The organism is Mycobacterium sp. FW102-FHT13B02, from assembly GCF_058790275.1.
This window is the reverse complement of the sequence record NZ_JBYTCM010000002.1, coordinates 361,646-387,120: the sequence shown is the minus strand read 5'-3', so window position 1 is coordinate 387,120 and position 25,475 is coordinate 361,646. Positions and strand designations below refer to the sequence as shown.

General features: G+C 67.6%; 26 protein-coding genes and 1 tRNA gene. 16 read left to right on the top strand and 11 right to left on the bottom strand.

The window, feature by feature from the left end; all coding sequences use genetic code 11:
• The first annotated feature begins 9 nt into the window (after window positions 1-9).
• Entirely contained in the window at window positions 10-1,257 is a 1,248-nt protein-coding gene (locus AC3WTE_RS04770) for a diaminopimelate decarboxylase family protein (RefSeq protein WP_492436036.1), read from the top strand.
• Between the two features lie 22 nt (window positions 1,258-1,279).
• Here AC3WTE_RS04770 and AC3WTE_RS04765 read toward each other — a convergent pair whose 3' ends face one another.
• A complete protein-coding gene (locus AC3WTE_RS04765) occupies window positions 1,280-1,873 on the bottom strand; it encodes a TetR/AcrR family transcriptional regulator (protein WP_492436296.1) in 594 nt (197 codons plus the stop codon).
• Between the two features lie 85 nt (window positions 1,874-1,958).
• Here AC3WTE_RS04765 and AC3WTE_RS04760 point away from each other — a divergent pair.
• From AC3WTE_RS04760 to pth, 8 genes are all read left to right on the top strand, one after another.
• Window positions 1,959-2,030: transfer RNA gene (locus AC3WTE_RS04760), tRNA-Gln, on the top strand.
• Window positions 2,031-2,092: 62 nt separating this feature from the next.
• On the top strand, window positions 2,093-3,535 hold the full coding sequence (gene glmU / locus AC3WTE_RS04755) for a bifunctional UDP-N-acetylglucosamine diphosphorylase/glucosamine-1-phosphate N-acetyltransferase GlmU (RefSeq protein ID WP_492436034.1): 1,443 nt from the start codon (window positions 2,093-2,095) through the stop codon (window positions 3,533-3,535).
• A gap of 103 nt (window positions 3,536-3,638) precedes the next feature.
• The gene (locus tag AC3WTE_RS04750; RefSeq protein ID WP_455982342.1) at window positions 3,639-4,619 is read left to right on the top strand and encodes a ribose-phosphate diphosphokinase; all 981 of its coding nucleotides are present in this window, start codon (window positions 3,639-3,641) and stop codon (window positions 4,617-4,619) included.
• Window positions 4,620-4,621: 2 nt separating this feature from the next.
• Complete coding sequence (gene arsC / locus AC3WTE_RS04745) at window positions 4,622-4,987, top strand: arsenate reductase (glutaredoxin) (RefSeq protein ID WP_492436032.1); 366 nt, start codon at window positions 4,622-4,624, stop codon at window positions 4,985-4,987.
• Window positions 4,984-5,634 carry an LpqN/LpqT family lipoprotein gene (locus AC3WTE_RS04740; protein WP_492436031.1) on the top strand — a complete coding sequence of 217 codons (651 nt, stop codon included), beginning with the start codon at window positions 4,984-4,986 and terminating at the stop codon, window positions 5,632-5,634. Before arsC ends, AC3WTE_RS04740 begins: the two co-directional genes overlap by 4 nt.
• A 24-nt stretch (window positions 5,635-5,658) precedes the next feature.
• Window positions 5,659-6,540 (top strand): oxidoreductase, encoded by an 882-nt coding sequence (locus tag AC3WTE_RS04735; RefSeq protein WP_492436030.1) that lies wholly within the window; start codon window positions 5,659-5,661, stop codon window positions 6,538-6,540.
• 150 nt (window positions 6,541-6,690) lie between these two features.
• The gene (locus tag AC3WTE_RS04730; RefSeq protein ID WP_492436028.1) at window positions 6,691-7,350 is read left to right on the top strand and encodes a 50S ribosomal protein L25/general stress protein Ctc; all 660 of its coding nucleotides are present in this window, start codon (window positions 6,691-6,693) and stop codon (window positions 7,348-7,350) included.
• A 6-nt stretch (window positions 7,351-7,356) separates the two neighbouring features.
• On the top strand, window positions 7,357-7,932 hold the full coding sequence (pth, locus tag AC3WTE_RS04725; protein ID WP_492436026.1) for an aminoacyl-tRNA hydrolase: 576 nt from the start codon (window positions 7,357-7,359) through the stop codon (window positions 7,930-7,932).
• A gap of 74 nt (window positions 7,933-8,006) precedes the next feature.
• Here the strand turns inward: pth and AC3WTE_RS04720 are convergent, their stop codons facing one another.
• The 7 genes from AC3WTE_RS04720 to AC3WTE_RS04690 all read right to left on the bottom strand — a co-directional run bounded on the left by AC3WTE_RS04720 (window position 8,007) and on the right by AC3WTE_RS04690 (window position 15,105).
• Complete coding sequence (locus AC3WTE_RS04720) at window positions 8,007-8,270, bottom strand: hypothetical protein (RefSeq protein WP_492436025.1); 264 nt, start codon at window positions 8,268-8,270, stop codon at window positions 8,007-8,009.
• Between the two features lie 273 nt (window positions 8,271-8,543).
• On the bottom strand, window positions 8,544-8,966 hold the full coding sequence (locus AC3WTE_RS04715; protein WP_492436024.1) for a hypothetical protein: 423 nt from the start codon (window positions 8,964-8,966) through the stop codon (window positions 8,544-8,546).
• A 156-nt stretch (window positions 8,967-9,122) separates the two neighbouring features.
• On the bottom strand, window positions 9,123-10,760 hold the full coding sequence (locus AC3WTE_RS04710; protein ID WP_492436022.1) for a fatty acyl-AMP ligase: 1,638 nt from the start codon (window positions 10,758-10,760) through the stop codon (window positions 9,123-9,125).
• A 291-nt stretch (window positions 10,761-11,051) separates the two neighbouring features.
• A complete protein-coding gene (locus AC3WTE_RS04705; RefSeq protein ID WP_492436021.1) occupies window positions 11,052-12,020 on the bottom strand; it encodes a 4-(cytidine 5'-diphospho)-2-C-methyl-D-erythritol kinase in 969 nt (322 codons plus the stop codon).
• A 66-nt stretch (window positions 12,021-12,086) separates the two neighbouring features.
• Window positions 12,087-13,019: a 16S rRNA (adenine(1518)-N(6)/adenine(1519)-N(6))-dimethyltransferase RsmA gene (gene rsmA, locus AC3WTE_RS04700; protein ID WP_492436020.1), complete on the bottom strand. Its 933-nt coding sequence runs from the start codon at window positions 13,017-13,019 to the stop codon at window positions 12,087-12,089.
• Window positions 13,016-14,143, bottom strand: coding sequence for a resuscitation-promoting factor (locus AC3WTE_RS04695; RefSeq protein WP_492436018.1), 1,128 nt, complete (start codon window positions 14,141-14,143; stop codon window positions 13,016-13,018). Before AC3WTE_RS04695 ends, rsmA begins: the two co-directional genes overlap by 4 nt.
• A gap of 134 nt (window positions 14,144-14,277) precedes the next feature.
• The gene (locus AC3WTE_RS04690) at window positions 14,278-15,105 is read right to left on the bottom strand and encodes a TatD family hydrolase (protein ID WP_492436016.1); all 828 of its coding nucleotides are present in this window, start codon (window positions 15,103-15,105) and stop codon (window positions 14,278-14,280) included.
• A 24-nt stretch (window positions 15,106-15,129) separates the two neighbouring features.
• Here AC3WTE_RS04690 and metG point away from each other — a divergent pair, with 24 nt between their 5' ends.
• The 4 genes from metG to AC3WTE_RS04670 all read left to right on the top strand — a co-directional run bounded on the left by metG (window position 15,130) and on the right by AC3WTE_RS04670 (window position 20,160).
• Window positions 15,130-16,680: a methionine--tRNA ligase gene (gene metG, locus AC3WTE_RS04685; RefSeq protein WP_492436015.1), complete on the top strand. Its 1,551-nt coding sequence runs from the start codon at window positions 15,130-15,132 to the stop codon at window positions 16,678-16,680.
• A 168-nt stretch (window positions 16,681-16,848) separates the two neighbouring features.
• Window positions 16,849-18,030 carry an NAD(P)/FAD-dependent oxidoreductase gene (locus AC3WTE_RS04680; protein ID WP_492436013.1) on the top strand — a complete coding sequence of 394 codons (1,182 nt, stop codon included), beginning with the start codon at window positions 16,849-16,851 and terminating at the stop codon, window positions 18,028-18,030.
• Window positions 18,027-18,944 (top strand): RNA polymerase sigma-70 factor, encoded by a 918-nt coding sequence (locus tag AC3WTE_RS04675; protein ID WP_492436011.1) that lies wholly within the window; start codon window positions 18,027-18,029, stop codon window positions 18,942-18,944. Before AC3WTE_RS04680 ends, AC3WTE_RS04675 begins: the two co-directional genes overlap by 4 nt.
• 13 nt (window positions 18,945-18,957) lie before the next feature.
• Window positions 18,958-20,160 (top strand): aminodeoxychorismate synthase component I, encoded by a 1,203-nt coding sequence (locus tag AC3WTE_RS04670; protein ID WP_492436009.1) that lies wholly within the window; start codon window positions 18,958-18,960, stop codon window positions 20,158-20,160.
• 27 nt (window positions 20,161-20,187) lie between these two features.
• Here AC3WTE_RS04670 and rsmI read toward each other — a convergent pair whose 3' ends face one another.
• Window positions 20,188-21,030, bottom strand: a complete 843-nt coding sequence (rsmI, locus tag AC3WTE_RS04665; RefSeq protein ID WP_492436007.1) for a 16S rRNA (cytidine(1402)-2'-O)-methyltransferase — start codon at window positions 21,028-21,030, stop codon at window positions 20,188-20,190.
• 24 nt (window positions 21,031-21,054) lie between these two features.
• Between rsmI and AC3WTE_RS04660 the strand changes: the two genes are divergently transcribed.
• Window positions 21,055-22,593 (top strand): dolichyl-phosphate-mannose--protein mannosyltransferase, encoded by a 1,539-nt coding sequence (locus AC3WTE_RS04660; RefSeq protein ID WP_492436005.1) that lies wholly within the window; start codon window positions 21,055-21,057, stop codon window positions 22,591-22,593.
• Window positions 22,594-22,643: 50 nt separating this feature from the next.
• Window positions 22,644-23,282 (top strand): alpha-ketoglutarate-dependent dioxygenase AlkB, encoded by a 639-nt coding sequence (locus AC3WTE_RS04655; protein WP_492436004.1) that lies wholly within the window; start codon window positions 22,644-22,646, stop codon window positions 23,280-23,282.
• On the opposite strand, the gene AC3WTE_RS04650 is transcribed toward AC3WTE_RS04655, so the two are convergent.
• Window positions 23,283-23,939: a DUF5642 family protein gene (locus tag AC3WTE_RS04650; RefSeq protein ID WP_492436002.1), complete on the bottom strand. Its 657-nt coding sequence runs from the start codon at window positions 23,937-23,939 to the stop codon at window positions 23,283-23,285.
• Between the two features lie 10 nt (window positions 23,940-23,949).
• The gene (locus tag AC3WTE_RS04645) at window positions 23,950-24,624 is read right to left on the bottom strand and encodes a DUF5642 family protein (protein ID WP_492436001.1); all 675 of its coding nucleotides are present in this window, start codon (window positions 24,622-24,624) and stop codon (window positions 23,950-23,952) included.
• 148 nt (window positions 24,625-24,772) lie between these two features.
• Between AC3WTE_RS04645 and AC3WTE_RS04640 the strand changes: the two genes are divergently transcribed.
• A complete protein-coding gene (locus AC3WTE_RS04640) occupies window positions 24,773-25,468 on the top strand; it encodes an LpqN/LpqT family lipoprotein (RefSeq protein WP_492436000.1) in 696 nt (231 codons plus the stop codon).
• The last annotated feature ends 7 nt before the right edge of the window (window positions 25,469-25,475 follow it).

Below are 25,475 nucleotides of genomic sequence, written 5' to 3'. Positions count from 1 at the left end.
GGTGGAGTCATGACACTGCTCGACATCCTGCCGTCCCTGCGGGGCGCCGTGCGTCCGCGCATCGACACCACCATCTGGCCGTCGACCACCCAGGTCGACGCCTTGGGGCGGCTCTGCGTCGGGTCCTTGGCGCTCACCGACGTCGCCGATGAGTTCGGCACACCCGCATACGTTCTGGATGAAGCCGACTTCCGCAAGCGGGCCCAGCACTACCGCGCCACGTTGCGGGGTGTCGAGGTGGTCTATGCCGCGCAGTCCCTGCTGACCAGGACCGTCGCCGGCTGGCTGCATGACGCCGGCCTCGGCATGGCGGTGTGTTCGACGGCCGAACTGGCCACCGCCCTCGCCGGTGGCATGGACCCCGCACGCATCGTGGTGCACGGCAGCGGCAAGTCGGTGGACGAACTGGCGACCGCGGCCGGCGCCGGCGTTGGTCGCATCGTGCTCGACTCCCCCATCGAAATGGCCTATCTGGCCGGGGTCGCGCGCCGGCCGCAGGCGATGCTGCTGCAGATACTGCCCGGCGTCGACGTGCTGCCGTTGGTCCGCCGGGCGCTGGCCACGCCGCAACTGCCGTTGGTGGGGCTGTGCTGCAATCTGGGCACGCAGATCGCCGAACCCGAGATGTACGTCGAGGCCGTGCGCCGCATGGTCGACACCATGGCCGATGTGCGAGCCGCCCACGGCGTGGTGCTCACCGAGCTGAACATCGGTGGCGGGCACGCCATCGCCTACCGGACCGGGGAACCCGAACTCGACGTCGCGGCATTGGCCGACTTCCTGGAAGACGCCCTCGATGCTGCCTGCGCCGCGAACCGGTTCCCGCGGCCCCGGCTCGTCGTCGAACCCGGCCGGGCGATCAGCGGCCGGGCCGGGGTGACGTTGCACCGGGTGCAATCAGTGTCGACCCGTACCGACGGCAGCGGTGTCATAACCGTCGACGGCAGCCATCCGCACTCCGCGCCGATCGCGAATTACACTGTGGCCCTTGCCAACCGGCACCCGCTCGGACCCACGCGGCGGTCCACGATCATCGGCCGCGACGGCACCCCCATCGCCGACGATCTCGAACTGCCCGACGACGTCCATCCCGGCGATCTCCTCGCCACCGCGTGCACCGGCGCCTACCACCACAGCACGGCCTCGAACTTCACCATGACGACCCGGCCACCGGTGGTCGCCGTCTGCGACCGTCGCGTGCGGCCGCTGATCCGGCGCGAGACGACCGCGGACCTGCTACTGCGCGACTGCGGGTAACGGCGTCAGCCGAGGGCAGAAGTCAGCCTTCGTGCAACTCGGGGTCTGCCTCGAGATGGGTCAGCCCGTTCCACATCAGGTTGACCAGGTGCGCGGCAACGACTTCCTTCTTCGGCTCCCTGGTGTCGAGCCACCACTGCGCGGACATCGACACCGATCCCACCAGCGCCTGGGCGTACAGCGGTGCCAGCTCGGGGTCCAGTCCCCGCCGGGAGAAGTCGCCGGCCAAGATCGACGACACCTGGTTGACGGCGTCGTTGAGCAGGGTCGAATACGTACCGGACGCGATGCTGGTCGGGGAGTCCCGAATCAGGATCCGGAACCCGTCGGTGTGTTCTTCGACGTAGGTCAGCAGCGCCAGCGCAACCCGCTCGACCCGCACCCGCGACCGGTTGTTGGTCAGCGACGACGTGATGCCGTCGAGCAGTGCGGACATCTCGCGGTCCACGACGACGGCGTACAGGCCTTCCTTGCCGCCGAAGTGCTCATAGACCACCGGCTTGGAGACATTGGCGCGCTGCGCTATCTCCTCGATGGACGTGCCGTCGTAACCCCGCTCGGCGAACAGCGACTTCGCGATCTCGATGAGCTGCTGACGGCGCGCACTGCCGGTCATGCGCGCGCGAGGGCTGCGCGCTCCGTTCTCCACCGCTGCCATGATCGCCAGCGTATCCGCTTGCACTAGAGTCTCTGGCGAGTAATCCGTCGTGGTGTAATCGGCAGCACCTCTGATTTTGGTTCAGATAGTTCAGGTTCGAGTCCTGGCGACGGAGCAAGTCAAGTAGTGCACAGCGCGAAGCAGTCAAAGCGCGACATCGCGTAGAGAGAGGCGTACGTGACTCGAGGCGAAGCCGCTGTCATCGTCCTGGCGGCCGGGTCGGGCACCCGGATGCGCTCCGACATCCCGAAGGTCCTGCACACGCTGGCCGGCCGCAGCATGCTCGCGCACGCCCTGCACGCCGTGGCCAAGGTCAACCCGACGCACCTCGTCGTGGTGGTCGGCAAGGAACGCGAGCGCGTCACCGCACACGTGGACGAGATCGCGGGCGGACTCGGCCGGACCATCACCGTCGCCATCCAAGACGAACAGCTCGGCACCGGGCACGCCGTCAGCTGCGGCCTGTCGGCCCTGCCGGCAGACTTCGCGGGCACCGTCGTCGTCACCGCCGGTGATGTGCCGCTGCTCGACGCCGACACCCTCACGAATCTGATTGAAACCCACGCCACCGCGACCGCGGCCGCGACGGTGCTGACCACCACCGTCGCCAACCCCACCGGCTACGGGCGGATCCTGCGCACGCAGGACCACGAGGTGATCGGCATCGTCGAGCAGGCCGACGCCACCGAATCCCAGCGCGCCATCCGCGAGGTGAACTCCGGTGTGTACGCCTTCGACGCCGCCGCACTGCGCTCGGCGCTGAGCCGGCTGCGGTCGGACAACGCCCAGCAGGAGCTCTACCTCACCGACGCCATCTCGATCGTGCGCGGCGACGGCCAGATCGTCCGGGCCCACCACATCGACGACAGCGCGCAGGTTTCCGGTGTCAACGACCGGGTGCAGCTGTCCGAGGTGGCCGCCGAACTGAACCGCCGGATCGTCGCCGGTCACCAACGCGCCGGTGTGACGGTCATCGACCCGGGCACCACCTGGATCGATGTCGACGTCGCCATCGGCCGCGACACCGTCATCAAGCCGTGCACCCAGCTTCTGGGCGCCACCGACGTCGGCGCGAACTGCGTCATCGGCCCCGACACCACCCTGACCGACATGGAAGTCGGCGACGACGCCGAGGTGATCCGCACGCACGGGCAGCTCGCGGTCATCGGTGCCGGCGCCACCGTCGGCCCCTTCACGTACCTGCGGCCGGGCACCGAACTGGGCGCCGACGGCAAGCTGGGTGCGTTCGTCGAAGTCAAGAACTCGAAGATCGGCACCGGCACCAAGGTGCCGCACCTGACCTACGTCGGGGACGCCGACATCGGCGAGTACAGCAACATCGGCGCCTCCAGTGTCTTCGTCAACTACGACGGCGAGCACAAGAACCGCACCACGATCGGTTCGCACGTGCGCACCGGCTCGGACACGATGTTCGTCGCCCCGGTGAGCGTCGGCGACGGCGCCTACACCGGCGCCGGCACTGTGGTCCGCGAGGACGTACCGCCTGGCGCGCTGGCCGTTTCCAAGGGTGAGCAGCGCAACATCGAGGGCTGGGTGGAGCGCAAGCGGCCCGACTCCAAGGCCGCGCAAGCGGCCAGGAAAGCGCGTGGCGAAAGCTGATCCCGACATCTGATGTTGGCAATCCGGTAACCCGGCAACAGAACCGGGTTACCGATAAGTACGATTACGGCGTATCGAGCCCCCACCGCGAAAGCAGCACACAGTGGCCACGGATTGGACCGACAACCGCAAGAATCTGATGCTCTTCTCGGGGCGCGCGCACCCCGAACTGGCCGAACAGGTGGCCAAAGAGCTCGGCATCGAGGTCACCCCGCAGACGTCCCGGGACTTCGCGAACGGCGAGATCTTCGTCCGTTTCGACGAGTCGGTGCGTGGCTGCGACGCCTTCGTGCTGCAGAGCCACCCCGCGCCGCTGAACCAGTGGCTGATGGAGCAGCTCATCATGATCGACGCGCTCAAGCGCGGGTCAGCGAAGCGGATCACCGCGATCCTGCCGTTCTACCCGTACGCGCGCCAGGACAAGAAGCACCGCGGCCGCGAGCCCATCTCCGCGCGCCTGGTCGCCGACCTGCTCAAGACCGCCGGTGCGGATCGCATCGTCTCGGTCGACTTGCACACCGATCAGATTCAGGGCTTCTTCGACGGCCCGGTCGACCACATGCGCGGCCAGTCGCTGCTGTGCGGCTACATCGGTGACAAGTACGGCGACTCCGACCTGGTCGTCGTGTCCCCCGACTCGGGCCGCGTGCGCGTCGCCGAGAAGTGGGCCGACTCCCTGGGCGGCGTGCCGCTGGCGTTCATCCACAAGACCCGCGACCCGCTGGTCCCCAACCAGGTCAAGGCCAACCGCGTCGTGGGTGACGTCAAGGGCAAGACCTGCATCCTGACCGACGACATGATCGACACCGGTGGCACCATCGCCGGCGCGGTCAAGCTGCTGCGCGAAGACGGCGCCAAGGACGTCATCATCGCCGCCACCCACGGTGTGCTGTCCGACCCGGCGGCTCAGCGCCTGGCCGACTGCGGCGCCCGCGAGGTCATCGTCACCAACACGCTGCCCATCACGCCGGACAAGCAGTTCCCGGCCCTGACCGTGCTGTCGATCGCGCCGCTGGTGGCTGCGACCATCCGCGCGGTGTTCGAAAACGGCTCGGTCACCGGCCTTTTCGACGGTTCCGCGTAGGAATGTCCACCGCGTCCAATGGGCGGCCCGCCGCCGTTATCTACCACAACCCGAAGTGCTCGACCTCCCGCAAGACGCTGGATCTGCTGCGGGAGAACGGCATTGAGCCCGAGGTCGTGCAGTATCTGAAGACGCCGCCGACTCGCGCCGAACTGGTCGAGATGATTGCCGCGGCCGGTATCGACGTCCGCACCGCCGTGCGCAAGCGCGAAGCGCTCTATGCCGAACTGAATCTGGCCGACGCCACCGACGAGCAGCTGCTCGACGCCATGGCGCAGCACCCGATCCTGATCGAGCGGCCGTTCGTCGTCACCGCCAAGGGCAACCGGCTGGCCCGCCCGATCGACGCGGTCCGCGAGATTCTGTGATCCTGCAGCGGGTTGTTGCCGCCGCCGCAGTGGCGCTGGCACTCACTGCGTGCGACGCGAAAACTCCTGACTACAAATCGATCTGGTCGACGACGCCGACGACCACCACGACACCCGTGGACAAGGCCAGCCTGATCCCGTTCCCGGACTACATGAACAAGCTCGGCGTGCAGAGCAAGCAGGTTGTCCCCGACCAGCTCACCGACCTCAAGGTGACGCTGCCCCGGCCGCAGGGCTGGACGGCATACAAGAACCTCAACTACTCGCCCGGCACCGTGACCATCGCCAAGAACGACACCTACCCCTTGGCAATGCTGATGGTGTTCCAGCTGTCCGGCGACTTCGACGTCAAGGACGCTCTCCGGCATTCCGACGCCGACGCGCTGCTGTCCGACAACTTCAAGAAGCTCTACAGCTCGGGCGAGGACTTCCAGGGCTACCCGTCGGCCATGATCGAGGGCAGCTACGACCTGCACAACCGCCGGATGCAGTCCTACAACCGGATCGTCATCGCCCAGCCGTCCCCGCCGCGACCGGGTATCCACTACCTGATCCAGCTGACCGTCACCACCTACGCCGAACAGGCCAAGGACCAGGCCGGCGACATCGAGGCGATCATCAAGGGCTTCTCGGTCGGTCCCAAGTAGCGGTACCGCACTAAGCTCGCCGTCATGAGCGAATGGACCGGCCAATGGACCGCCGCCGACCTGCCTTCTTTCGCCGGCCGCACCGTCATCGTCACCGGTGCCAACAGTGGCCTCGGTGAGGTCACCGCGCGTGAACTGGCCCGCGTGGGCGCCAAGGTCATCCTGGCCTGCCGCAACACCGCCAAGGGCGACGCCGCCGCCGCAGGTATGACCGGTGGCGTCGAGGTCCGGCCGCTGGACTTGCAGAGCCTGGCCTCGGTGGGCGAGTTCGCGGAGGGTATCGACAAGGTCGACGTCCTGATCAACAACGCCGGCATCATGGCAGTGCCCTTCTCACTGACCGAGGACGGCTTCGAGAGCCAGATCGGCACCAACCACCTGGGGCATTTCGCGCTGACCAACCTGCTGTTGCCGAAGATCACCGACCGGGTGGTCACGGTCTCATCGATGATGCACCTCCTGGGATACATCAGCCTCAAAGACCTGAACTGGAAGTCGCGGCCATACTCGGCATGGTTGGCGTACGGGCAGTCGAAGCTGGCGAATCTGCTGTTCACCAAGGACCTGCAGCGCCGGTTGTCGGTGGCCGGGTCCCCGGTGCGGGCACTGACCGCGCATCCGGGCTATTCGGCGACCAACCTGCAGGGCCAGACCGGCAACGCGCTGGGTGACAAGATCTTCATCGCGGCCAACAAGGTGGCGACCGATGCGTCCTTCGGTGCCCGTCAGACCCTCTTCGCGGCGTCGCAGGATCTGCCCGGCAACACGTTCGTCGGCCCGAAATACGGCATGCGCGGTCCCACCGGCCCGACGCAATTGATCAAGCCGGCCGCCCGGTCGGCGCGCACCGCGACGGCCCTGTGGGACCTGTCTGCCCAGCTCACCGCAACTGAATTTCCTCTGTAAGGGGCGTTTCCGCTAGTCTTGCTGACGATCACGGCGAGGGTCGGTCCGCTCGGACCACCGTTATCGACGGGAACTTCACAGCACTGATGTGCGCTGATATCCCAGCCCTGGCCGTGCCACCCAGTAGATACGGCATCAGGAGCGATTCACATGGCCAAGAAGGCCTCCCCCACCAACAATCTGACCGCTGAGGTCCGCACCCGGACCGGCAAGGGCGCTTCGCGTCTGGCCCGTCGTGAGGGCCGCGTGCCCGTCGTCCTGTACGGCCACGGCACCGAGCCGCAGCACCTGGAGATCAACGCGCGCGACTACGCCGCCGTGCTGCGTAACTCGGGCACCAACGCGGTGCTGACCCTGAGCATCGCCGGCAAGGAGCAGCTCGCGCTGACCAAGCAGGTCGTCGTTCACCCGATCAAGCGCAACATCGAGCATGCCGACCTGATCGTCGTGAATCGCGGCGAGAAGGTCACGGTCGACGTGAGCATCGTCGTCGAGGGTGACGCCGAGCCCGGCACCCTGGTGGCCCAGGACACCAACACCATCCAGATCGAGGCCGACGTCCAGTCGATCCCCGAATCGCTGACCGTTTCGGTCGAGGGCATCGCGGCCGGCACCCAGATCCTGGCCGGCCAGGTCGAGCTGCCCAAGGGCGTCACGCTGGTGACCGACCCCGAGGTGCTGGTCATCAACGTCGTCGCGGCGCCGACCGCTGAGGACCTCGAAGCAGAGGGCGCCGGCGCGGAGAGCGGCGCTACCGAGGCTGCCGCCGCGGGTGAGGCGGCCGAAGAGGCCGCTGCCGAGTCGGAGTAGTCCGCTTTGGCCGAGCCACTACTGGTGGTCGGCCTGGGCAATCCTGGGCCGCGCTACGAAACAACGCGGCACAACGTTGGGTTTCTGGTTGCCGACATCCTGGCCGATCGCATCGGCGCAGGGTTCAAGGTGCACAAGAAATCCGGGGCTGAAGTCACCACGGGCCGGCTGGGAGGCCGGTCCGTGGTGCTGGCCAAGCCGCGCACTTACATGAACGAATCCGGTAGGCACGTAGGGCCTTTGGCGAAGTTCTACTCCGTCGCCCCGGCCGATGTCGTGGTGATCCACGACGAGCTGGACATCGACTTCGGCCGCATCCGGCTCAAGTTCGGCGGCGGCGAGGGCGGCCACAATGGCTTGCGGTCCATCGCTTCCGCATTGGGCACCAAGGACTTTCAACGGGTCCGCATCGGCGTGGGCCGCCCGCCGGGGCGCCAGGACCCAGCGACCTTCGTGCTCGAGAACTTCAATTCGAAGGAACGTCCCGAGCTGGGCACCATCCTCGAACAAGCCGCCGACGCAACGGAATTACTGCTACAGCAAGGCGTCGAGGCGGCACAGAACACCGTTCACGCCTGGTAGCAACCCTCGCTGAGAACGCGAAAACTCCCAAATTCCATGGAATTTGGGAGTTTTGCGTTATGCCGCGGGAAGAACTATCCGCAGATATGTTGCCGGTCAACGGCATCGGTGTAGCAGCTGCGGCGACCCTGAGCACCGACCCGCGAAGCCTGAGTGTCGTCATAGGTGCGGGCCTCCGGGGTCACCTTGATGGCCACACTGCCATTCGTCTCGCAGGTGGAGTGACTGCCGGAGTCCTGGCAGGTCGGGCGGGCACCTGCGACGGGCGCCATGATGCCGCTGACCGAGGCCAGGCCCACCAGCAGAGCGGCCATCCTGCGCTTGCCTTGATGAGTCATGTCACCTTCTCACTATCAGGGAAGGCCGCCTGTCCCTGTCCCGCAATGACGGGCTGAGAACCACTAACCGCGCCTTCCATCAACGCATGTTAGGTCGACTATATGTTTCGTCCAGGTGTCCATGCCATTAACTCATGGCGAACTCACATATAGCTGAACAGCCGAAATGCGTTGACCTGGCGGTCTGAGAAATACCGGTGAGCAACGTCACCGAACAGCCGAGGAACTCTCGCCCACAACGGAATTCGCAAACCGCCGGTCGCGTGACTCAGCTCACGGGCAGGACCAGGCGAGGGTGGGGGAATCCGGCGCAAGTGGAGTGTTGTTGGCCGCCGCCCGATTGAACGCGTCCTGGCGCGCCGCCTCGACCGTCAGCCCGGCACCACCAGCCACCACACCGGTTTCGGGGGCGTCCACGTTCACGATGCACAGCCGGTCGTTGGTGACCTCGTCACTGGTGCACTGGTCAGCACCGGCGCGCTGACACGCCGCGGTGACCGCCGCTGCGGCAGCAGGGACGTCAGGCCCGGTTGCGGAGAAACCGACGATCACGCCGTCCTGCACCCCAGAGCCGACCGCCGCGGCGATGTCATAGGGGTTCTCGACCACGCCCGCCGAACCGTCGGCACAAGCGGGTGCCGCGGCCATCACACTCGCGCCGAAGACTGCCACCACAGCCGCAATCACACGCCCCATGAATATGCCGGTCCTCTCCTCAACAATTCAGCGAGAGATTACCCGGGGTTCACAGCTTTCGCTCAGGGAAGGGAACAATCCCACACTCGGGAACCAAAACGAAAACCCTCGATTTCCGGGGAAATCGAGAGTTTTCCACAAAGCTCGCGCAGAAGACTATCCGGTGACGAGTTCCACGGAGTTGGCGCGACGGAGCTTGCCGGACGGCGTCTTCGGGATGGTGCCCGGGCCGAGCACGACGACGTTGCGCGGCCGCACGTCGACCTCGGTCACGACCTCGTGCGCCACCTGATGCTCGATCCGGCGCACCTCCACCGGGTCCTGCCAGGCGTTGGATTCGACTGCGACAGCGAAGGTTTCACGCGAGTGACCGGCGTCGAGGCGCACCGCGACGGCGCAGCCAGGGCGCACGCCCTCGACGCGACCGGCGGCCCGCTCGATGTCCGTCGGGTAGATGTTGCGGCCCGCCATGATGATGACGTCCTTCACGCGGCCGCACACCACGACGTTCTGTTCCTCGGTGATGTACCCGAGGTCACCCGTGTCGTACCAACCGTTCTCGTCCTGCGTCGGCAGGAAGCCGGCCATGGTGATGTACCCGGGGGTCACCGACTCACCACGCAGCTGGATGACGCCGACACCGCGCTCGGGCAGCACGTTGCCGTCCTCGTCGACCACGCGGGCCTCGAGGTCGCGCAGCAGCGGACCCAGCGAGGCGAGGCGGCGGGTGTTGCCCTTCGAGGCGGGCACGGCGCGACGCAGCGCGGCCAGCAGGTCGGCGTCGACCTCGTCGACCACCAGGCCGGCGTTGCACGGCGAGAACGACACGGCAAGACAGGTCTCGGCCATGCCGTAGGCCGGCAGGATGGCCGATGCCTTCAAGCCGAACGGCTTGCCGGCATCGATGAGGTCTTCGACATCGGCGGGGTCGACGGGCTCGGCGCCGGACAGCGCGAAGCGCAGGGTGGAGAGGTCATATTCGCCCGGCTTGGCCTGGCGACGCAAACGCTTGGCGAACAATGCGTAGGCGAAGTTCGGGGCCGCCGTCATGGTGCCCTTGTACTTGTCGATCAGCTTGGCCCACAGCAGGGTGTCGCGCAGGAAGTCCATGGGCGTGACCTTGACCAGCTCGGCACCGAAGTACATCGGGATGGTGAGGAAGCCGACCATGCCCATGTCGTGGAAGCAGGGCAGCCAGCTGACCATGACGTCCTTGTCGACGTCGTACTCAGCGCCGATGAACATGGCCTCTGCGTTGGAGTAGATGTTGCGGTGCGTGATCTGCACGGCCTTGGGCGACCCGGTCGAACCCGAGGTCAGCTGCATCAGCGCGAGGTCGTCTTCGCCGGTCTCGACGGGATCGATCGGCTCGGCTGCCAGCAGGTCGTCGACCTTGAGGACCTGCAGGCCCTTCTCCTCCAGCACGGGGATGGCGACCAGGAACGGCTCGGAGACGATGACGGCCTTGGCCTCGATCATGCTGATGACGTTCATGGTGTCTTCAGCCCAGACGGCCAGGTCGGTACGGGGCGTCGGCTGGTGCAGCATGGTGAGGCTGCCGCCGCGCATCCAGATGCCCTGCACCGTCGGCGCGATCTCGACTGGGTAACCGGCCAGCACGCCGATCCTGTCACCGTGACCGATCCCGGCAGCTGCCAAGCCGCCGGCGACGCGCCGGGCGCGCTCGTGGACCTCGCCCCAGGTGTGCCGCACCGGCTCATACGGCTCACCAGTGACCATGCCACGCTGCGAGGTACGAGCGTTGTAGTACAACTTGTCGGTAAATCGGCTCACGACAACCTCCTGAGGTCAGGCGCCACTGCCCGTCGTTCCATAGTCCGTCCGGTGGTAGGCGCACTCGTAGAGGCGCGCACGCACAATTCGGCCGCGGTTATATCTCGAATCGATGGCTCCCATCGCGAGAGCGCCGCTGCCCTGGCACGCCTCGATCCCTCACCGACACTGCCGATGAGAGAAACCATTGCGTTCCACGCCTGGCCGCTGGCATACACCATCGATCATCTTAAGAGACTCTTAAGTAGCTAACAAACTGTCGGCCGAATTGAGTGCTGGGTCACACCGCGATCAGGCCTGCTTGCTGGGCTCCGGCACCACCCTGGCGCCATGGACGGGGCCGCTGGCCACACGTACAGTCCGGCACACCCCGGCGCCGGAAAGCTGGGTGCCAACCTCGATCGCGTCGTCGGCAGAGGCACACAGGAACGCGCACGTCGGCCCCGAACCGGACACGATGCCTGCCAGCGCACCGGCTTCGACGCCCGCCCGCAGCGTGCGTCGCAGCCCGGTGTCCAGACTGACGGCCGCGGCCTGCAGGTCGTTGCCCAACAGCGGCGCGAGTTGCCGAGGGTCACCCGACGCCAACGCGGTCAGCAGCGGCTCGGGGTCCTCCAGCGCCGGCGGGCCACCCGTACGAGCGTCGGCCCTAAGGTTGTCCAGTTCAGCGAACACTTTCGGCGTGGACAACCCGCCCTCGGCGAAGGCCAGCACCCAATGGAACGTGCTGCGCGCCAGCACGGTCGCCAGCTGCTCGCCGCGGCCAGTACCCAGGGCGGTGCCGCCGTGCAGCGCGAATGGCACGTCGCTGCCCAGTCGTGCGGCCAGCGTGTGCAGGTCGCGCCGGGGCACACCCAGCTCCCACAAGTTGTTCATCGCGACCAGCACGGCGGCCGCGTCGGCGCTGCCGCCGGCCATACCGCCCGCCACCGGGATGGCCTTGTCGATCGAGATGGCGACATCGGGCGCGCGGCCGACGTGCTCGGCCATCAGTTCCGCGGCCCGCCAAGCCAGGTTGCGGTGGTCCGTCGGCAGGCCCTCGGCGCCGTCGCCGAACATCTCCACCGACAGCAGGTCCGCGTTGCGCACGGTGACCTCGTCGAACAGAGAGACGGCGTGAAAAACCGTGGTCAGCTCGTGGTAACCGTCATCACGGCAGTCACCGACACCGAGGTACAGGTTCACCTTGCCCGGCACGCGGACGGTCACCGAGCCCGTGGGTACCCACTCAGAAGCAGTGTTTCCATCCGACGCAGACACGCCACGACATTAACGCCCGCAGCGAGCGTCACAACACCAAGTGGGGAGAAACCGGGCCCGACAGGCTCAGTGGGTGGCGTCGACCTGCTGATCGGACTCCGGAGCTTCGATCTGCTGGCCGGCCCGCTGCTCGCGGTCCAGCTCCCCCGAACGCTGCAGCAGCCGCACGAAGTCGGCGATCGCCAGGGTCTCGCCGCGGCGGGCCGGATCGATGCTGGCGGCCAGCAGACGCTCGGCCGAGGCATTGCCCGAACCCGCCCATTCGGCGAAGGCATTGCGCGACGTCTTGCGCCGCTGCGCGAAGGCGATGTCGATCAGGTCGAACACCTGCGAGCGGAAGCCGTCGTCGGTAGGCCACGGCGTCGTCTCGTGCCGGTCGATCCGGACCAGACCCGAGTAGACGCGCGGAATGGGCCAGAACACCGTCGGCGACACCATGCCGTAGCGCCGCACGTTGCCGAAGAACCGCACCTTGGCGCTGGGCACCCCGTAGTCCTTGGTGCCCGGGTCGGCGGCCAGACGCTCGGCGACCTCGGCCTGGACCATCACCATGACGGTGCGGATGGTCGGGAACTCCGAGAGCAGGTGCAGGATGGCCGGCACCGCGACGTTGTACGGCAGGTTCGCGACCAGCGCGGTCGGCTGCTCGTCCAGGTCGGACGGCACCAGGTCGAGCACGTCGCGGTTCAGCACCGTCAACCGGCCGATCTCGCTGTGGGAGTGCTCCGCGATGGTGGTCGGCAGCTGGCGGGCCAGGACCGGATCGATCTCGACGGCCGTCACCTTCGCGCCCCGGTCCAGCAGCGCCAGGGTCAGCGAACCCAGACCCGGGCCCACCTCCAAAACGTGGGACTGCCGGTTCACTCCCGAGGCCGACACGATGCGGCGCACCGTGTTGGCGTCATGCACGAAGTTCTGTCCGTATGCTTTACGCGGCCGGAAATCCAGCTCTTTAGCCAAATGCCGGATTTCGGTTCGACCGAGTAGCCGGATCGTCATCGTGCCCCAATTCTCCCGCTACACACAGGCCAGGCACCCCAACCTTGGCGGGCTCGCGTCACTTCAGCAATCGCGATCTGCTCTTCACGGGTCGCAAGATCAGCTCTCGAAGCATAACGCAGACCACCGTTCCGCTCCCAGGTGTTCTGGTCAAATTGGACGCCACCGTAAAAACCGTTGCCGGTGTTGATGGCCCAGTTACCACCGGCCTCACAATGCGACAGCGCGTCCCAGGCAGCGCCTTGAGCCACCGGGGGCACCTCGGTGCCGGGTTTCGCGCCGACCCGCAGCACACCGTCGCGCGCCGGGGTCAGCACCTGGTTGGAGACGGGGAGCCGGCCGGTCTCGACACCGTTGACCGTGGCAACCGCGAAGGTGACGTTCTGGGTGCCGGGCTGGCCCGGATCGTCGACAACCTTGCGGCTCATGTTCAGCGCCGGGTCGGGCACCGTGTTCATCGTCGGGGGCAGCGGCGACTCCGCTGTCACCTGCTGCAGCCGGATGCGGGTCACGTCGATCTCCATGCCCTCGGTCACCGGGGTGGCCGCGGCGGGGACGACGACGTCGCGCTGCTCGAGCGGCACGCCGGCCGTGGCCAGCAGCCCGGCCACGTTGGCCGCGGCCAGGTGCACCTGGCGCACCACACCGCCGTCGTTGATGGTCACGTTGCGGGCGCTGACGACCGGGAGCGACATGCCGGCCAGCGGCACGCGGGTGGCGCGGTCGGCCGCGACGGGAGCGGTGTCGGTCATGGACAGCTGCTTGAGGGCGTCCTGCACCGTGGCGGCGGTGGTCCATACCTGGCGGGTGTTCTGGCCGTCCAGCGAGACCTCGAGCGGGCGGCTCCGGCGCAGCACGATGTTTTCGGACTCGTGCACTTCCTGGTCGGCCGCGGGGAACAGGTCGTCGCGCTCGCCGACGGAGAAGCCGTTCTCCGCCAGGACGTCACCGATGCGGGTCTTCATGGTCTGCACCGTCATCGGTGCACCATCGATGGAGAGGGTGACGGTCTTGTGGTTCGCGACGGCGAACCCGCCTGCGACGGTCAGCGTGGCGAGGAAGGCCCCGGCCACGCCGCGCAGCATCGGCGAGCGCGCATCATGCAACTTGGTCAGAAAGTTCAAAACGCCAATCCCGTGTCTTTCGGGCCCGAGGTGGCCCCGAGCAGCGGCCGCGGTGACCGCATAAAAGCCACCTCGACCGGGTTAATCACAGAACGGTAACGAACATCCCCGGGAGGCGGCAACCTGGACAAATGCTACAGTCCATAGCTTTTCGAAGCATTTTCCGAGGTCACCGCGGCGATTTCGGCCGCTGAAGAAGCTCTGATTTCCGCTAGCGCGCGGACCGTGTACGGCAGGCAATACGACTCATTCGGCGCCCCGCGGAACGGGTGCGGCGTCAGGAACGGCGCGTCGGTTTCGACCAGCAGCAGCTCCGCCGGAATGATCGCGGCGGCCTCGCGCAGCGCGTGCGCATTCCGGAAGCTGACGGTGCCAGAGAGGCTCATGAGCCAGCCGTGGTCGGCACAGGTGCGAGCCATCGCCGCGTCCGACGAGAAGCAGTGGAAGATGACCGTCTGCGGCGCGCCCTCGGACTCGAGCATGTCGAGGACCTCGGCGTCGCCGTCCCGGTTGTGGATCATCAGCGGCTTGCCGACGCGTTTGGCCAGGTCGATGTGCCAGGCGAAAGCCTCGCGCTGCGTCGCCTCGTCGGCGCAGCCGTCGAGCTTGCCCGGCCAGTACATGTCGATGCCGGTCTCCCCCACCGCGACCACCCGCGGGTCTGTCGCCAGCGTTTCCAGGGTGCGTTTGGCCTCGTCGTCGAGGGCGCCCGCGCGGGTCGGATGCAGTGCGACGGCGGCGTACACCCGCGGGTCGGCATGCGCCGCGCCCACTGCCCACTCGGCGGCCTCGAGGTCGTCGGCGATGGTCACGACCTTCTCGACGCCGACGGCCTGGGCACGGTCGAGGATCACCCGGATGCTCTCGGCGTCGGTCGCGCCGCACGCGTCCAGGTGGGTGTGGGCGTCGATCAGGCCGGGCAGCGGTTCCGGGGCAGGCGGCTTCTCGCGTTTAGCGCTCACAGCGACACCTTAAAGTGAGACCAAATGAGCGAGCCTTTCTACATCACCACCGCCATCGCATACCCGAACGGCGCACCGCACATCGGGCACGCGTACGAGTACATCGCCACCGACGCGATCGCCCGGTTCAAGCGGCTCGACGGCTTCGACGTCCGCTATCTGACCGGCACCGACGTGCACGGGCAGAAGATGGCCGAGGCCGCCGCGGCGGAAGGCATCACGGCGGCGGAGCTGGCCACGCGCAACTCCGACGTCTTCCAGGCGCTGCAGGAGAAGCTCAACGTCTCCTTCGACCGCTTCATCCGCACCTCCGACGCCGACCACTACGAAGCGTCCAAGGAGATCTGGCGACGCATGAACGACGCCGGGGACATCTACCTCGGCACCTACGCCGGCTGGTACTCCGTGCGCGACGAACGCTTCTTCGCCGAGGACGAGACCGAGGTCCGCGAAGACGGCCGGTTCGCCATCGAGACCGGCACCCCCGTCACGTGGACCGAGGAGCAGACCTACTTCTTCAAGCTGTCGGCCTACACCGACCGGCTGCTGGCGCACTACGAGGCGCACCCCGAGTTCATCGGGCCGGACGTGCGCCGCAACGAGATCATCAGCTTCGTCTCGGGTGGGCTCAAGGATCTGTCGATCTCGCGGACGACGTTCGACTGGGGCGTTCCGGTCCCCGACCACCCCGAGCACGTCATGTACGTGTGGGTGGACGCGTTGACGAATTACCTGACGGGCGTGGGCTTCCCCGACGAGGCATCGCAGACCTTCCAAAAGTACTGGCCGGCGAACCTGCACATGATCGGCAAGGACATCATCCGGTTCCACAGCGTGTACTGGCCGGCGTTCCTGATGTCGGCCGGAATCGCCCTTCCGGAAAGGGTTTTCGCGCACGGCTTCATCAACGTCAAGGGCGAGAAGATGAGCAAGTCGGTGGGCAACGTGGTGGACCCCATCGCGCTGATCGACGCCTTCGGCCTCGATCAAGTGCGCTACTTCTTCCTGCGTGAGGTGTCGTTCGGGCAGGACGGCAGCTACAGCGAGGAAGCCATCATCGGCCGCATCAACGCCGACCTGGCCAACGAGCTGGGCAACCTGGCGCAGCGCTCGCTGTCGATGGTGAACAAGAACCTCGGCGGAATCGTCCCGGAGCCAGGCGAATTCACCGCCGCCGACCTCGAGCTGCTCAAGCAGGCCGACGACCTGCTGGACACCGTGCGCGGGCACTACGACGTGCCGGCCATGCATCTGGCCTTGGAGGCGATCTGGCTGATGCTGGGTGCCGCCAACCGCTACTTCTCGGCCGAGGAACCGTGGGTGCTGCGCAAGTCACCCGCCGAGTCGGACCAGAAGCGCTTCGGCACGGTGCTGTACACGACGCTGGAGGCGGTCCGGATCGCCGCACTGCTGGTGCAGCCGGTGATGCCGGAGTCAGGGGGGAAGCTGCTCGATCTTCTTGGGCAGGACGCCGCGGCCCGGGACTTCCGTGCGGTGGGTACCCGGCTGGCACCCGGAACCGTGCTGCCGACACCCGAGGGCGTTTTTCCCCGCTATCAGCCGCCGGCCGACTAGCCGGCGCGCCGAGATGGCAACTGCTGGCGATTCCTCGCCAGAAGTTCGGCAGAATTTGCCATCTCGGTGAACGAGAGTGGTGAGCTGCGCCACATCGACGGCCTGGGTGTCACATTCCGGGCGCCGCTGGTGTCTTGAGGGCATAACCAACCCGAAGGAGATGCAGTGATGACCGGAAACCAGAAGCCCAACCGCGTCGTCGTCATCGGTGGCGGATACGCCGGCGCGCTGGCGGCCAATCACGTTCGGATGCGCGACGACAGCGGCTGCCCTGTAGACGTCACTCTCGTCAATCCGCGGCCCAAGTTCGTCGAACGCATCCGCCTGCACCAGCACGCGGCCGGGAACTACGACGCCACCGTCGGCTACGACACGCTCCTGGCTGACGACGTACACCTCGTGGTCGACACCGCCACCCGCATCGACGCCGCGGCCCGCACCGTCGAACTGGCGTCCGGCGACACCCTCGACTACGACTACCTGATCTACGCCGTCGGCAGCACCGGAACGGTACCGGCGTCCGTGCCGGGTGCCGCCGAATTCGCCTATCCCCTGGCCGAATTCGAGCAGGCGGAGCGGCTGGCGGCGCGGCTGCAGGACGTGCCGCTGTCCGCGCCGGTGGTGGTCATCGGCGCCGGCCTGACCGGCATCGAGGCCGCTTCCGAATTCGCCGAGGCCGGTCGCAACGTCGTGCTGATCGGCAACAAGCTCGGCCCGTCGCTGAGCGCACCGGCACGCCGCTCGGTGGCCAAGGCCCTGACCAAGCTGGGCGTGACGGTCATCGAAGGTGACGTCAGCTCCATCACCGCCAACCGCGTGACGCTGGCCGACGGACGCTTCATCAGCAGCGCGGTGACGGTGTGGACCGCCGGCTTCGGCACGCCAGAACTGGCGACCGCAAGCGGGCTGCGCACCGACGACCTGGGCCGGTTGCTCACCGACGAAACCCTGACCAGCATCGACGATCCGCGGATCGTCGCCACCGGCGACGCCGCCGCGCCGTCAGGCCGGCCGCTGCGGATGAGCTGCCAGGCCTCGAGCCCACTGACCGTGACGGCCGTGGGGACGGTGCTGAGCCGGATCGCCGGCACCGAGCCCAAGGCCCTCGACCCCGTGTTCGCCGGATCGTGCATAAGCCTGGGTCGCCACACGGCGACCATCCAGATCGCCCGCAAGGACGACTCCTCCACGAACTACTACATCGGCGGTCGGGTCGCCGCGAAGCTGAAGGAGACGATCTGCAAGGGCACGCTGTGGGGCATCCGGCGAGCTGCCCGCAAGCCCAGTGCGGTGTTCGTGATGAAGGGCGGTAAGCGCGCCGAACGTCTGGCCGAGGCCGTCACCGCATGACGGGCTCAGCCAGCGCCACAGGGGGTGAACACGCCGAGCGGTTCACCCACCTGCGGCCGCTCCTCTTCACCATCGCCTACGAAATCCTGGGCTCCGCAACGGAATCCGACGACGTGCTGCAGGACAGCTACCTGAGGTGGGCCGAGGTCGACCTCGGCACGGTGCGGGACACCAAGTCTTATCTCGCCCAGTTGGTCACTCGGCAGGCCCTGAACACGTTGCGAGCCGGTGCGCGGCGCCGCGAGGAATACGTCGGCCCCTGGCTGCCCGAACCACTGCTGCTCGACGAGCGCGACGCCTCGTCGGATGTCGTACTCGCCGAATCGGTTTCGATGGCGATGCTGGTGGTACTCGAAACCCTGGGCCCCGACGAACGGGCCGTGTTCGTGCTACGGGAGGTCTTCGGCTTCGACTACGACGAAATCGCCGGCGCCGTGGGCAAATCCACCGCAGCAGTCCGGCAGGTGGCGCACCGCGCTCGGGAACACGTACAGGCCCGCCGCAAGCGCTTCACGCCCGATACCGCCAAGTCCACCGAGGTGACGACACAGTTCCTCACGGCGGCCGCGACCGGTGACCTGGACGGCCTGATGACCCTGCTGGCCCCCGACGTCACCTGGACCGCGGACAGCGACGGCAAGGTCAGCGCCGCCCGCCGGCCGGTGTACGGCCCGGACAAGGTCGGGCGACTGCTGTTGGGGCTCATGCGCGGCGCCGCGGAATACCCGCAGGCCCGCTTCGACCTCGCCACGTACAACAACGCGCCGGCGCTGGTGCTGTACCTCGGCGAGCAGCTCGAGGGCGTCATCCTGATCGAGATCGAGGACGGCAAGATCAGCCACTTCTACGCCATGCGCAACCCCGACAAGCTCGGCGGCGTGCTGGTCGAGCGGGAGATCCGGCGGACCGTCTGACAAGCTGTGGGGCGTGCGAGTCGAGCGGTTGGCCGACCTGGGCGACGCCCCGGGCGTCTTGAAGGCTGTCGCCGACGCTGCCGCTCTTCGCGGATTACCGCCACCGGCCGCACTACTGGGTGACTGGTTCGGCGCGACGGCCGTCATCGCGCCGAGCGTGGCCATCGAACCGATCGCCCCCGCCGAAGTATTCGACGCGCCAACGGGCTCCGGCGAGGTGATCGGCGGCGGTTGGTTCGGCTACCTGTCCTACCCGGACGGAGAGAGCCGGATCCCGGTGGCGGCGGGCGGCTGGTCAGATTGCGTGCTGCGGCAGGACGCCGACGGACAATGGTGGTACGAAAGCCTCTCCGGCACAGCGCTTCCAGACTGGATCGCCGCCCTGCAGCCGGCCCGGCCCGCGCCGTACGCCATCGAATGGCGTTCCCCGGACCGCGCCAGTCACCGCGCCGGCGTGTTGTCCTGCCTGGAGGCGATCGCCGCCGGCGAGGTATATCAGGCCTGCGTCTGCACCCGGTTCACCGGACAGATCTCCGGTGCGCCCATCGACTTCTTCGTCGACGCGGTGACGCGGACCGCGCCCGCCCGGGCGGCGTTCGTCGCCGGTGAGTGGGGCGCGGTGGTGTCACTGTCCCCCGAACTCTTTCTGAGCCGTCGCGGCGAGGCCGTCACCTCCAGCCCCATCAAAGGCACGCTGCCCCTTGATCATTCACCGTCGGACCTGGCGTCCTCGGTCAAGGATGTCGCCGAGAACATCATGATCGTCGACCTGGTTCGCAACGATCTGAGCCGCGTCGCAACCACCGGGTCGGTCCGGGTCCCGCAGCTGCTGGCAGTCGAACCGGCCCCAGGCGTCTGGCATCTGGTGTCGACGGTGTCGGCGCAGGTTCCGGCCGATATCCCGATGGCGGAATTGCTGGATGCCACCTTCCCACCGGCCTCGGTCACCGGCACCCCGAAGTGCCGCGCCCGTGAACTCCTCGCCGAGTGGGAACCCTATGACCGTGGCATCTATTGCGGCACGGTTGGTTTGGCATCACCGCTGGCCGGGACCGAATTGAATGTCGCGATCCGGACGGTCGAATTCGACGCCGACGGCGCCGCCGTGCTGGGTGTGGGCGGCGGCATCACCGCCGACTCCGACCCCGACCGCGAGTGGGACGAGTGCTTGCACAAGGCCGCGCCCACAATCGGGCTCCATCTTTCTCGCGAGTAGGGGCACCTCCCGCTTGCGGAAGAACTGTCAGTCGCGGGATTTGAGGACGGCGTCGTAGAGCTCGCGCCGCGAGGGCGCGCCGGGGTTCTCGGCGACCACCTGAGCACAGGCGTCTTTGACACGCGCGCCGTCGTCCACGAGTTCCTCCACCAGCCCCACCAAGGTGTCCAGATCTGCCACCGGTGTCGCCCCCGCCAGCACCACGGTGATCTCACCGAGCACGCCGTCGGCGGCCCACTCGGCCAATTCCGCGAGCGTGCCCCGACGAATCTCCTCATGGGTCTTGGTCAGCTCACGGCACACGACGGCACGGCGGTCCGGCCCGAGTGCCGACACCGCGTCGGCGAGGCATTCCGCCAGTCGCCGCGGTGACTCGAAGAACACACACGTCCGCCGCTCGGTCGCGAACCCGGCCAGCCAGGCCCTGCGTCCTTTGCGGGGCGCGAAGCCTTCGAAGCAGAACCGGTCCGACGCCAGCCCGGACACCGCCAGCGCCGTCGTCACCGCCGACGGGCCGGGCAGACATGACACCGGTAACCCGGCTTCGGCGCACGCCGCCACCAACCGGTATCCGGGATCGCTGATCAGCGGCATGCCGGCGTCGCTGACCACCAGCACCGTCTCCCCCGCGGCAATCGACTCCACCAGGCCAGCCACCCGCGCCGCCTCGTTCTGGTCGAAAAAGCTCACCACGCGCCCGCCGGGCCGCACATCCAGTGACGCAGCCAGGGCACGCACGCGCCGGGTGTCCTCGGCGGCGATCACGTCGGCACTGCCGAGCGCCTCGATCAGGCGGGCCGACGCGTCGCCGGGCTGGCCCAGCGGAGTCGCCGCGAGCAGCAGCCGACCGGCGCCATACGGTGTTGTCACACCGGACAGCCTACGATCGCTGACGTGACCGCTCCCGCGCTCGACGCCTCCGACGCCGAGCGTGAGGTGCCCGTGATCAGTCCGGCACCGCTGACCCCCGCCGCCGATTTCGGCCCCACCGACCGGCTGCGCGGCTGGACCATGACCGCGCTGATCACCGCGCTGGCCGCGATCACCCGGTTCCTGAACCTGGGCTCGCCGACCGATGCGGGCACCCCGATCTTCGACGAGAAGCACTACGCGCCACAGGCCTGGCAGGTGCTGCACAACCACGGCGTCGAGGACAACCCCGGCTACGGCCTCGTGGTGCATCCCCCTGTCGCCAAACAGCTGATGGCCATCGGCGAGTGGATTTTCGGCTACAACGGCGTCGGCTGGCGGTTCTCCGGTGCGGTGTGCGGCGTCATCCTGGTCCTGCTCGTGGCACGGATCGTGCGGCGCATGACGCGCTCGACGCTGCTGGGCGGCATCGCCGGGCTGCTGGTCATCGCCGACGGCGTCAGCTTCGTCTCGGCCCGCACGGCGCTACTGGACGTCTATCAGGCGGTGTTCATCGTGGCGGCGTTCGGCGCGCTCATCGTGGACCGCGACGAGGTGCGCGCCCGCATGCACGTCGCGATGACCGAGGGCCGGATCGCCGAGACCGTGTGGGGTCCGCGCCTCGGCGTGCGGTGGTGGCGGTTCGGCGCCGGTGTGCTGCTGGGTCTCGCGCTGGCGGTGAAGTGGTCGGGCCTCTACTACATGGTGTTCTTCGGCTTGATGACCGTCGCTTTCGACATCTCGGCCCGGCGCGCGTATCGCGTACAGCGGCCGTGGCTGGGCACGCTGCGGCGCGACGTCCTGCCGGGGATGTGGGCGCTGACGCTCATCCCGGTCGGGATCTATCTGGCGTCGTATGCGCCGTGGTTCGCGTCGGAAACCGCGATCGACCGGCACATGGAAGGCCGGAACATCGGTGACGGACGATTCGCGGCGCTGCGCTCACTCTGGTACTACACCCACGACGTCTACCGCTTCCATTCCGGGCTGACCAACGCCGCGGGCAACCATCACCCGTGGGAGTCCAAACCGTGGACGTGGCCGATGTCGCTGCGGCCGGTGCTCTACGCCATCGACAACACCAACGTGCCGGGCTGCGGTGCGCAGTCGTGCGTCAAGGCCGTGATGCTGGCGGGGACGCCGGCCATGTGGTTCATCGCGGTGCCGGTGCTGGCCTGGGCCGCGTGGCGGACGTTCGTCAGACGCGACTGGCGGTACGCCGCCGCGCTCACCGGCTATGCCGCGGGCTACCTGCCGTGGTTCGCGGACATCGACCGGCAGATGTACTTCTTCTACGCGACGCCCATGGCACCGTTCCTGATCATCCTGATCACGCTGATCCTCGGCGACATCCTGTATCCCAGATCGACGGAACCGGAACGACGAACGCTCGGGCTGCTGGTCGTGTGCTTCTACGTCGCGCTGGTGATCACCAACTTCGCCTGGATGTACCCGATCCTGACGGGGCTGCCGATCTCGCCGTCCACCTGGAACATGGAGATCGTGCTGCCCTCCTGGCGTTGAGCCTGCACAGGGTTCCAGCACATCGAACGCCTGTGCGATAAGATCGCAGGGTGTCCTTGGCGGTTCAGGGTTCGCTGTTCGACCATGCCGAACGGCGGTGGCTCGGCGACGGCGCCTGGGTCGACGTCCGTGCCGGCTGGCTGACGGGCGCCGACAGCCTGTTCGACGAGCTGCTGACCGCGATTCCCTGGCGCGCCGAACAGCGCCAGATGTACGACAAGGTGCTCGACGTACCGCGTCTGGTCAGCTTCCACGACCTGGCCCGGGAACGGGCACCGCATCCCGGCCTCGCGCGCCTGCGGGTGCGGCTCAACGACGCCTACGCCCACGAACTCGGCGAGCCGTTCACCACCGTGGGCCTGTGCCTCTATCGCGACGGCGCGGACAGCGTCGCCTGGCACGGCGACACCATCGGCCGCAGCAGCACAGAGGACACCATGGTCGCGGTGCTCAGTCTCGGCGCAACAAGGGTTTTCGCGCTGCGCCCGCGGGCGACGACGCCCGACGGTCGCGAGTCACGGTCCACCTCCGGCGGACGGCGCACCAGCATTCGGCTGCCGCAGGACCACGGCGACCTGTTGGTGATGGGCGGGTCATGCCAGCGCACCTGGGAGCACGCGGTGCCGAAGACCGCCCGCCCCACGGGGCCGCGGATCAGCATCCAGTTCCGGCCACGCAACGTGCGCTAGCTACTGGCCCCGCACACTCGCGACCGACTTGGTGAGCAGCTCCGTCGCCTTCTGCGTATTCACCGGCACGACGGGCTTGTCCGGCGCGACGAGCGAGTTGGCCGTGACGATCACGAGGAACCTGCCGAAACCGGCGACATAGTTGTAGAGCTGGCCCGAGGCCGGCTTGCCACCGGCCACCGTCTCGAGGAAGCGGTGGGTGCCCAGCGTTTTCACGCCGTCGATGGTCGGCGCGGGTACCTCTTCGACCAACCCCCGCACGCCGGTGCCGGAGAAGGCGACTTTCTTGCAGGCGGCACCCGGATCGGCGGGCGCGATGGGCTCGGACGTCTCGACCGCGAGGATGACGAACCGGTTGCCCTGACCTTCGGCCGTGACAGCGGTCATGTTGCCCTTGGCACCGGGGGGGACGGCCATGCCGGAGGCGAACTTCGCGCAGTCCGGTGGCTCGAACTTCAGGCCCGGCGGCAATATCTGCGGGGCGAACGCGCGGGGGTCGATACCCGTCGGCGCGACCGTCTTGACCTGGTAGTCCGGCCCGAAAGTGCCCTTCAGGTCAAGGATCTTCGTGATGTCGGGGTCAGCGACCACCTGGGCATGAGTCGTGCATGCCGCCACCAGACCGGCGGAGGCCACCGCGAGCACCGTTCTGCGCATTGTGGCGAATCTACCGGGCCAACCCGTCCGCGGCCGGGATGCCCTGCACCGACCGCACTGCTGCCGCCAACAAAGTCGCGGGGAGATCCGCCGGCAGGGGCGGCGCGACGGCCCCGGGATCGATCACCATGGTGACCGAAACCGCCAGCGTATCGACGTAGGCGATCAGAGTCGTTGCCTGCGAATGGGTTTGCGCGCCGTTCTCGACACTGGTGGTGATGTGGGCCGTCATGCCCAGCGTGCGGGCTTCGGCGATCCTGGGCGCGTCGACGGCGTCGACGGCCGCCCTGGCCCGGCCCGCGCTCAGTGTCCAGCTGGAACAGTCGCGGGCCACCTCGGGCGCGGGGGCGCCGCCGGGCGCCGCGGTCGCGTACACGATGCCGCCCGGCCCCGATGCCGACCAGCCGCGCACACCGTCGGCAGGCGCTGCCACCAGTGCTGCGCAGTCCGGCGGGTCCGCAGCCGACTCGGACGGCATGCCCCAGAAGGTCGTCGGCACGGCCGGCGCGGGCAACGGGCCGAACTCGTAGCTCTGCAATTCTTTGGGCAACTGTTGGCGCATCCGGCCGATCGCGGCGGGGTCGGCGGGCTTGGCGGCCGCAGTGGTGGTCGGCCTCGCGGCTTCGGTGGTCGACCCGCACGCAGCGCACAGCAGAACCGCTGTCGACCACGCGAGTGCGCGCATTTGCTGTTGATAGCACGGCAAACCCGCCGACCGCGGCCAATACCCGACGCCACGCCGGAACCTCTTTTGCGGAAGCCGCGCAGGGACGAAACCTCACGCCACCGCCCACCTCCGCCCCGTAGTCTGCATCCGACGACAGGAGACAGAAATGTTGCCGATGAGGGTTGCCGGCCTTGCGCTGGCCGTGACCGTGAGCGCGCTGGGCGCGAGTGCATGCAACTCGGGCTCGAAACCGGCGTCGTCGACGTCCGCTTCCAGCAGCGCCTCGAGCACCAGTGCCGCGGCGGCGCCAACCTCGTCGGCCCCCGCCGCCCCCGCGGCGCCGAAGAAGACCATCCGGGACTACCTGCGCGAGAAGAACATCACCGAGCAGCAGTTGCATCCGGGCGATGCCGGGGCCCCGACACTGAATATGCCGCTCCCCCAAGGCTGGGTGGACGCCGGCGCGCTGACCCCGAAAGATGCGTGGAGCGCAAGCAAATTCGATGACCCGTCCATGAAGGCCGACCCGCCGACCATCATCGTTCTCGTCTCGAAGTTGCCCGGTGGTAATGCCGATGAGGTACTGCAATACGCACCCGGCGAGCTGCAGAACCTACACAACTGGCAGGACGCCGGCACCAACTGCAACGCCAAGCTCGGCGGGTTCAAGGCGTGTCAGGTCGGCGGCATGTACAACCAGGACGGCAAAGATCGGTTGATGGCCCAGAAGACGGCGGCCATCCCGACCAAGGACGGCGTGATCGTGTTGCAGATCAACGCCAGCGGCACCAAGGACACGATCGGGCCGCTGATGGACGCGACCGCGGCGATCGACAAGTCGCTGACCATCACCGCGCCCTGAGGCCAGG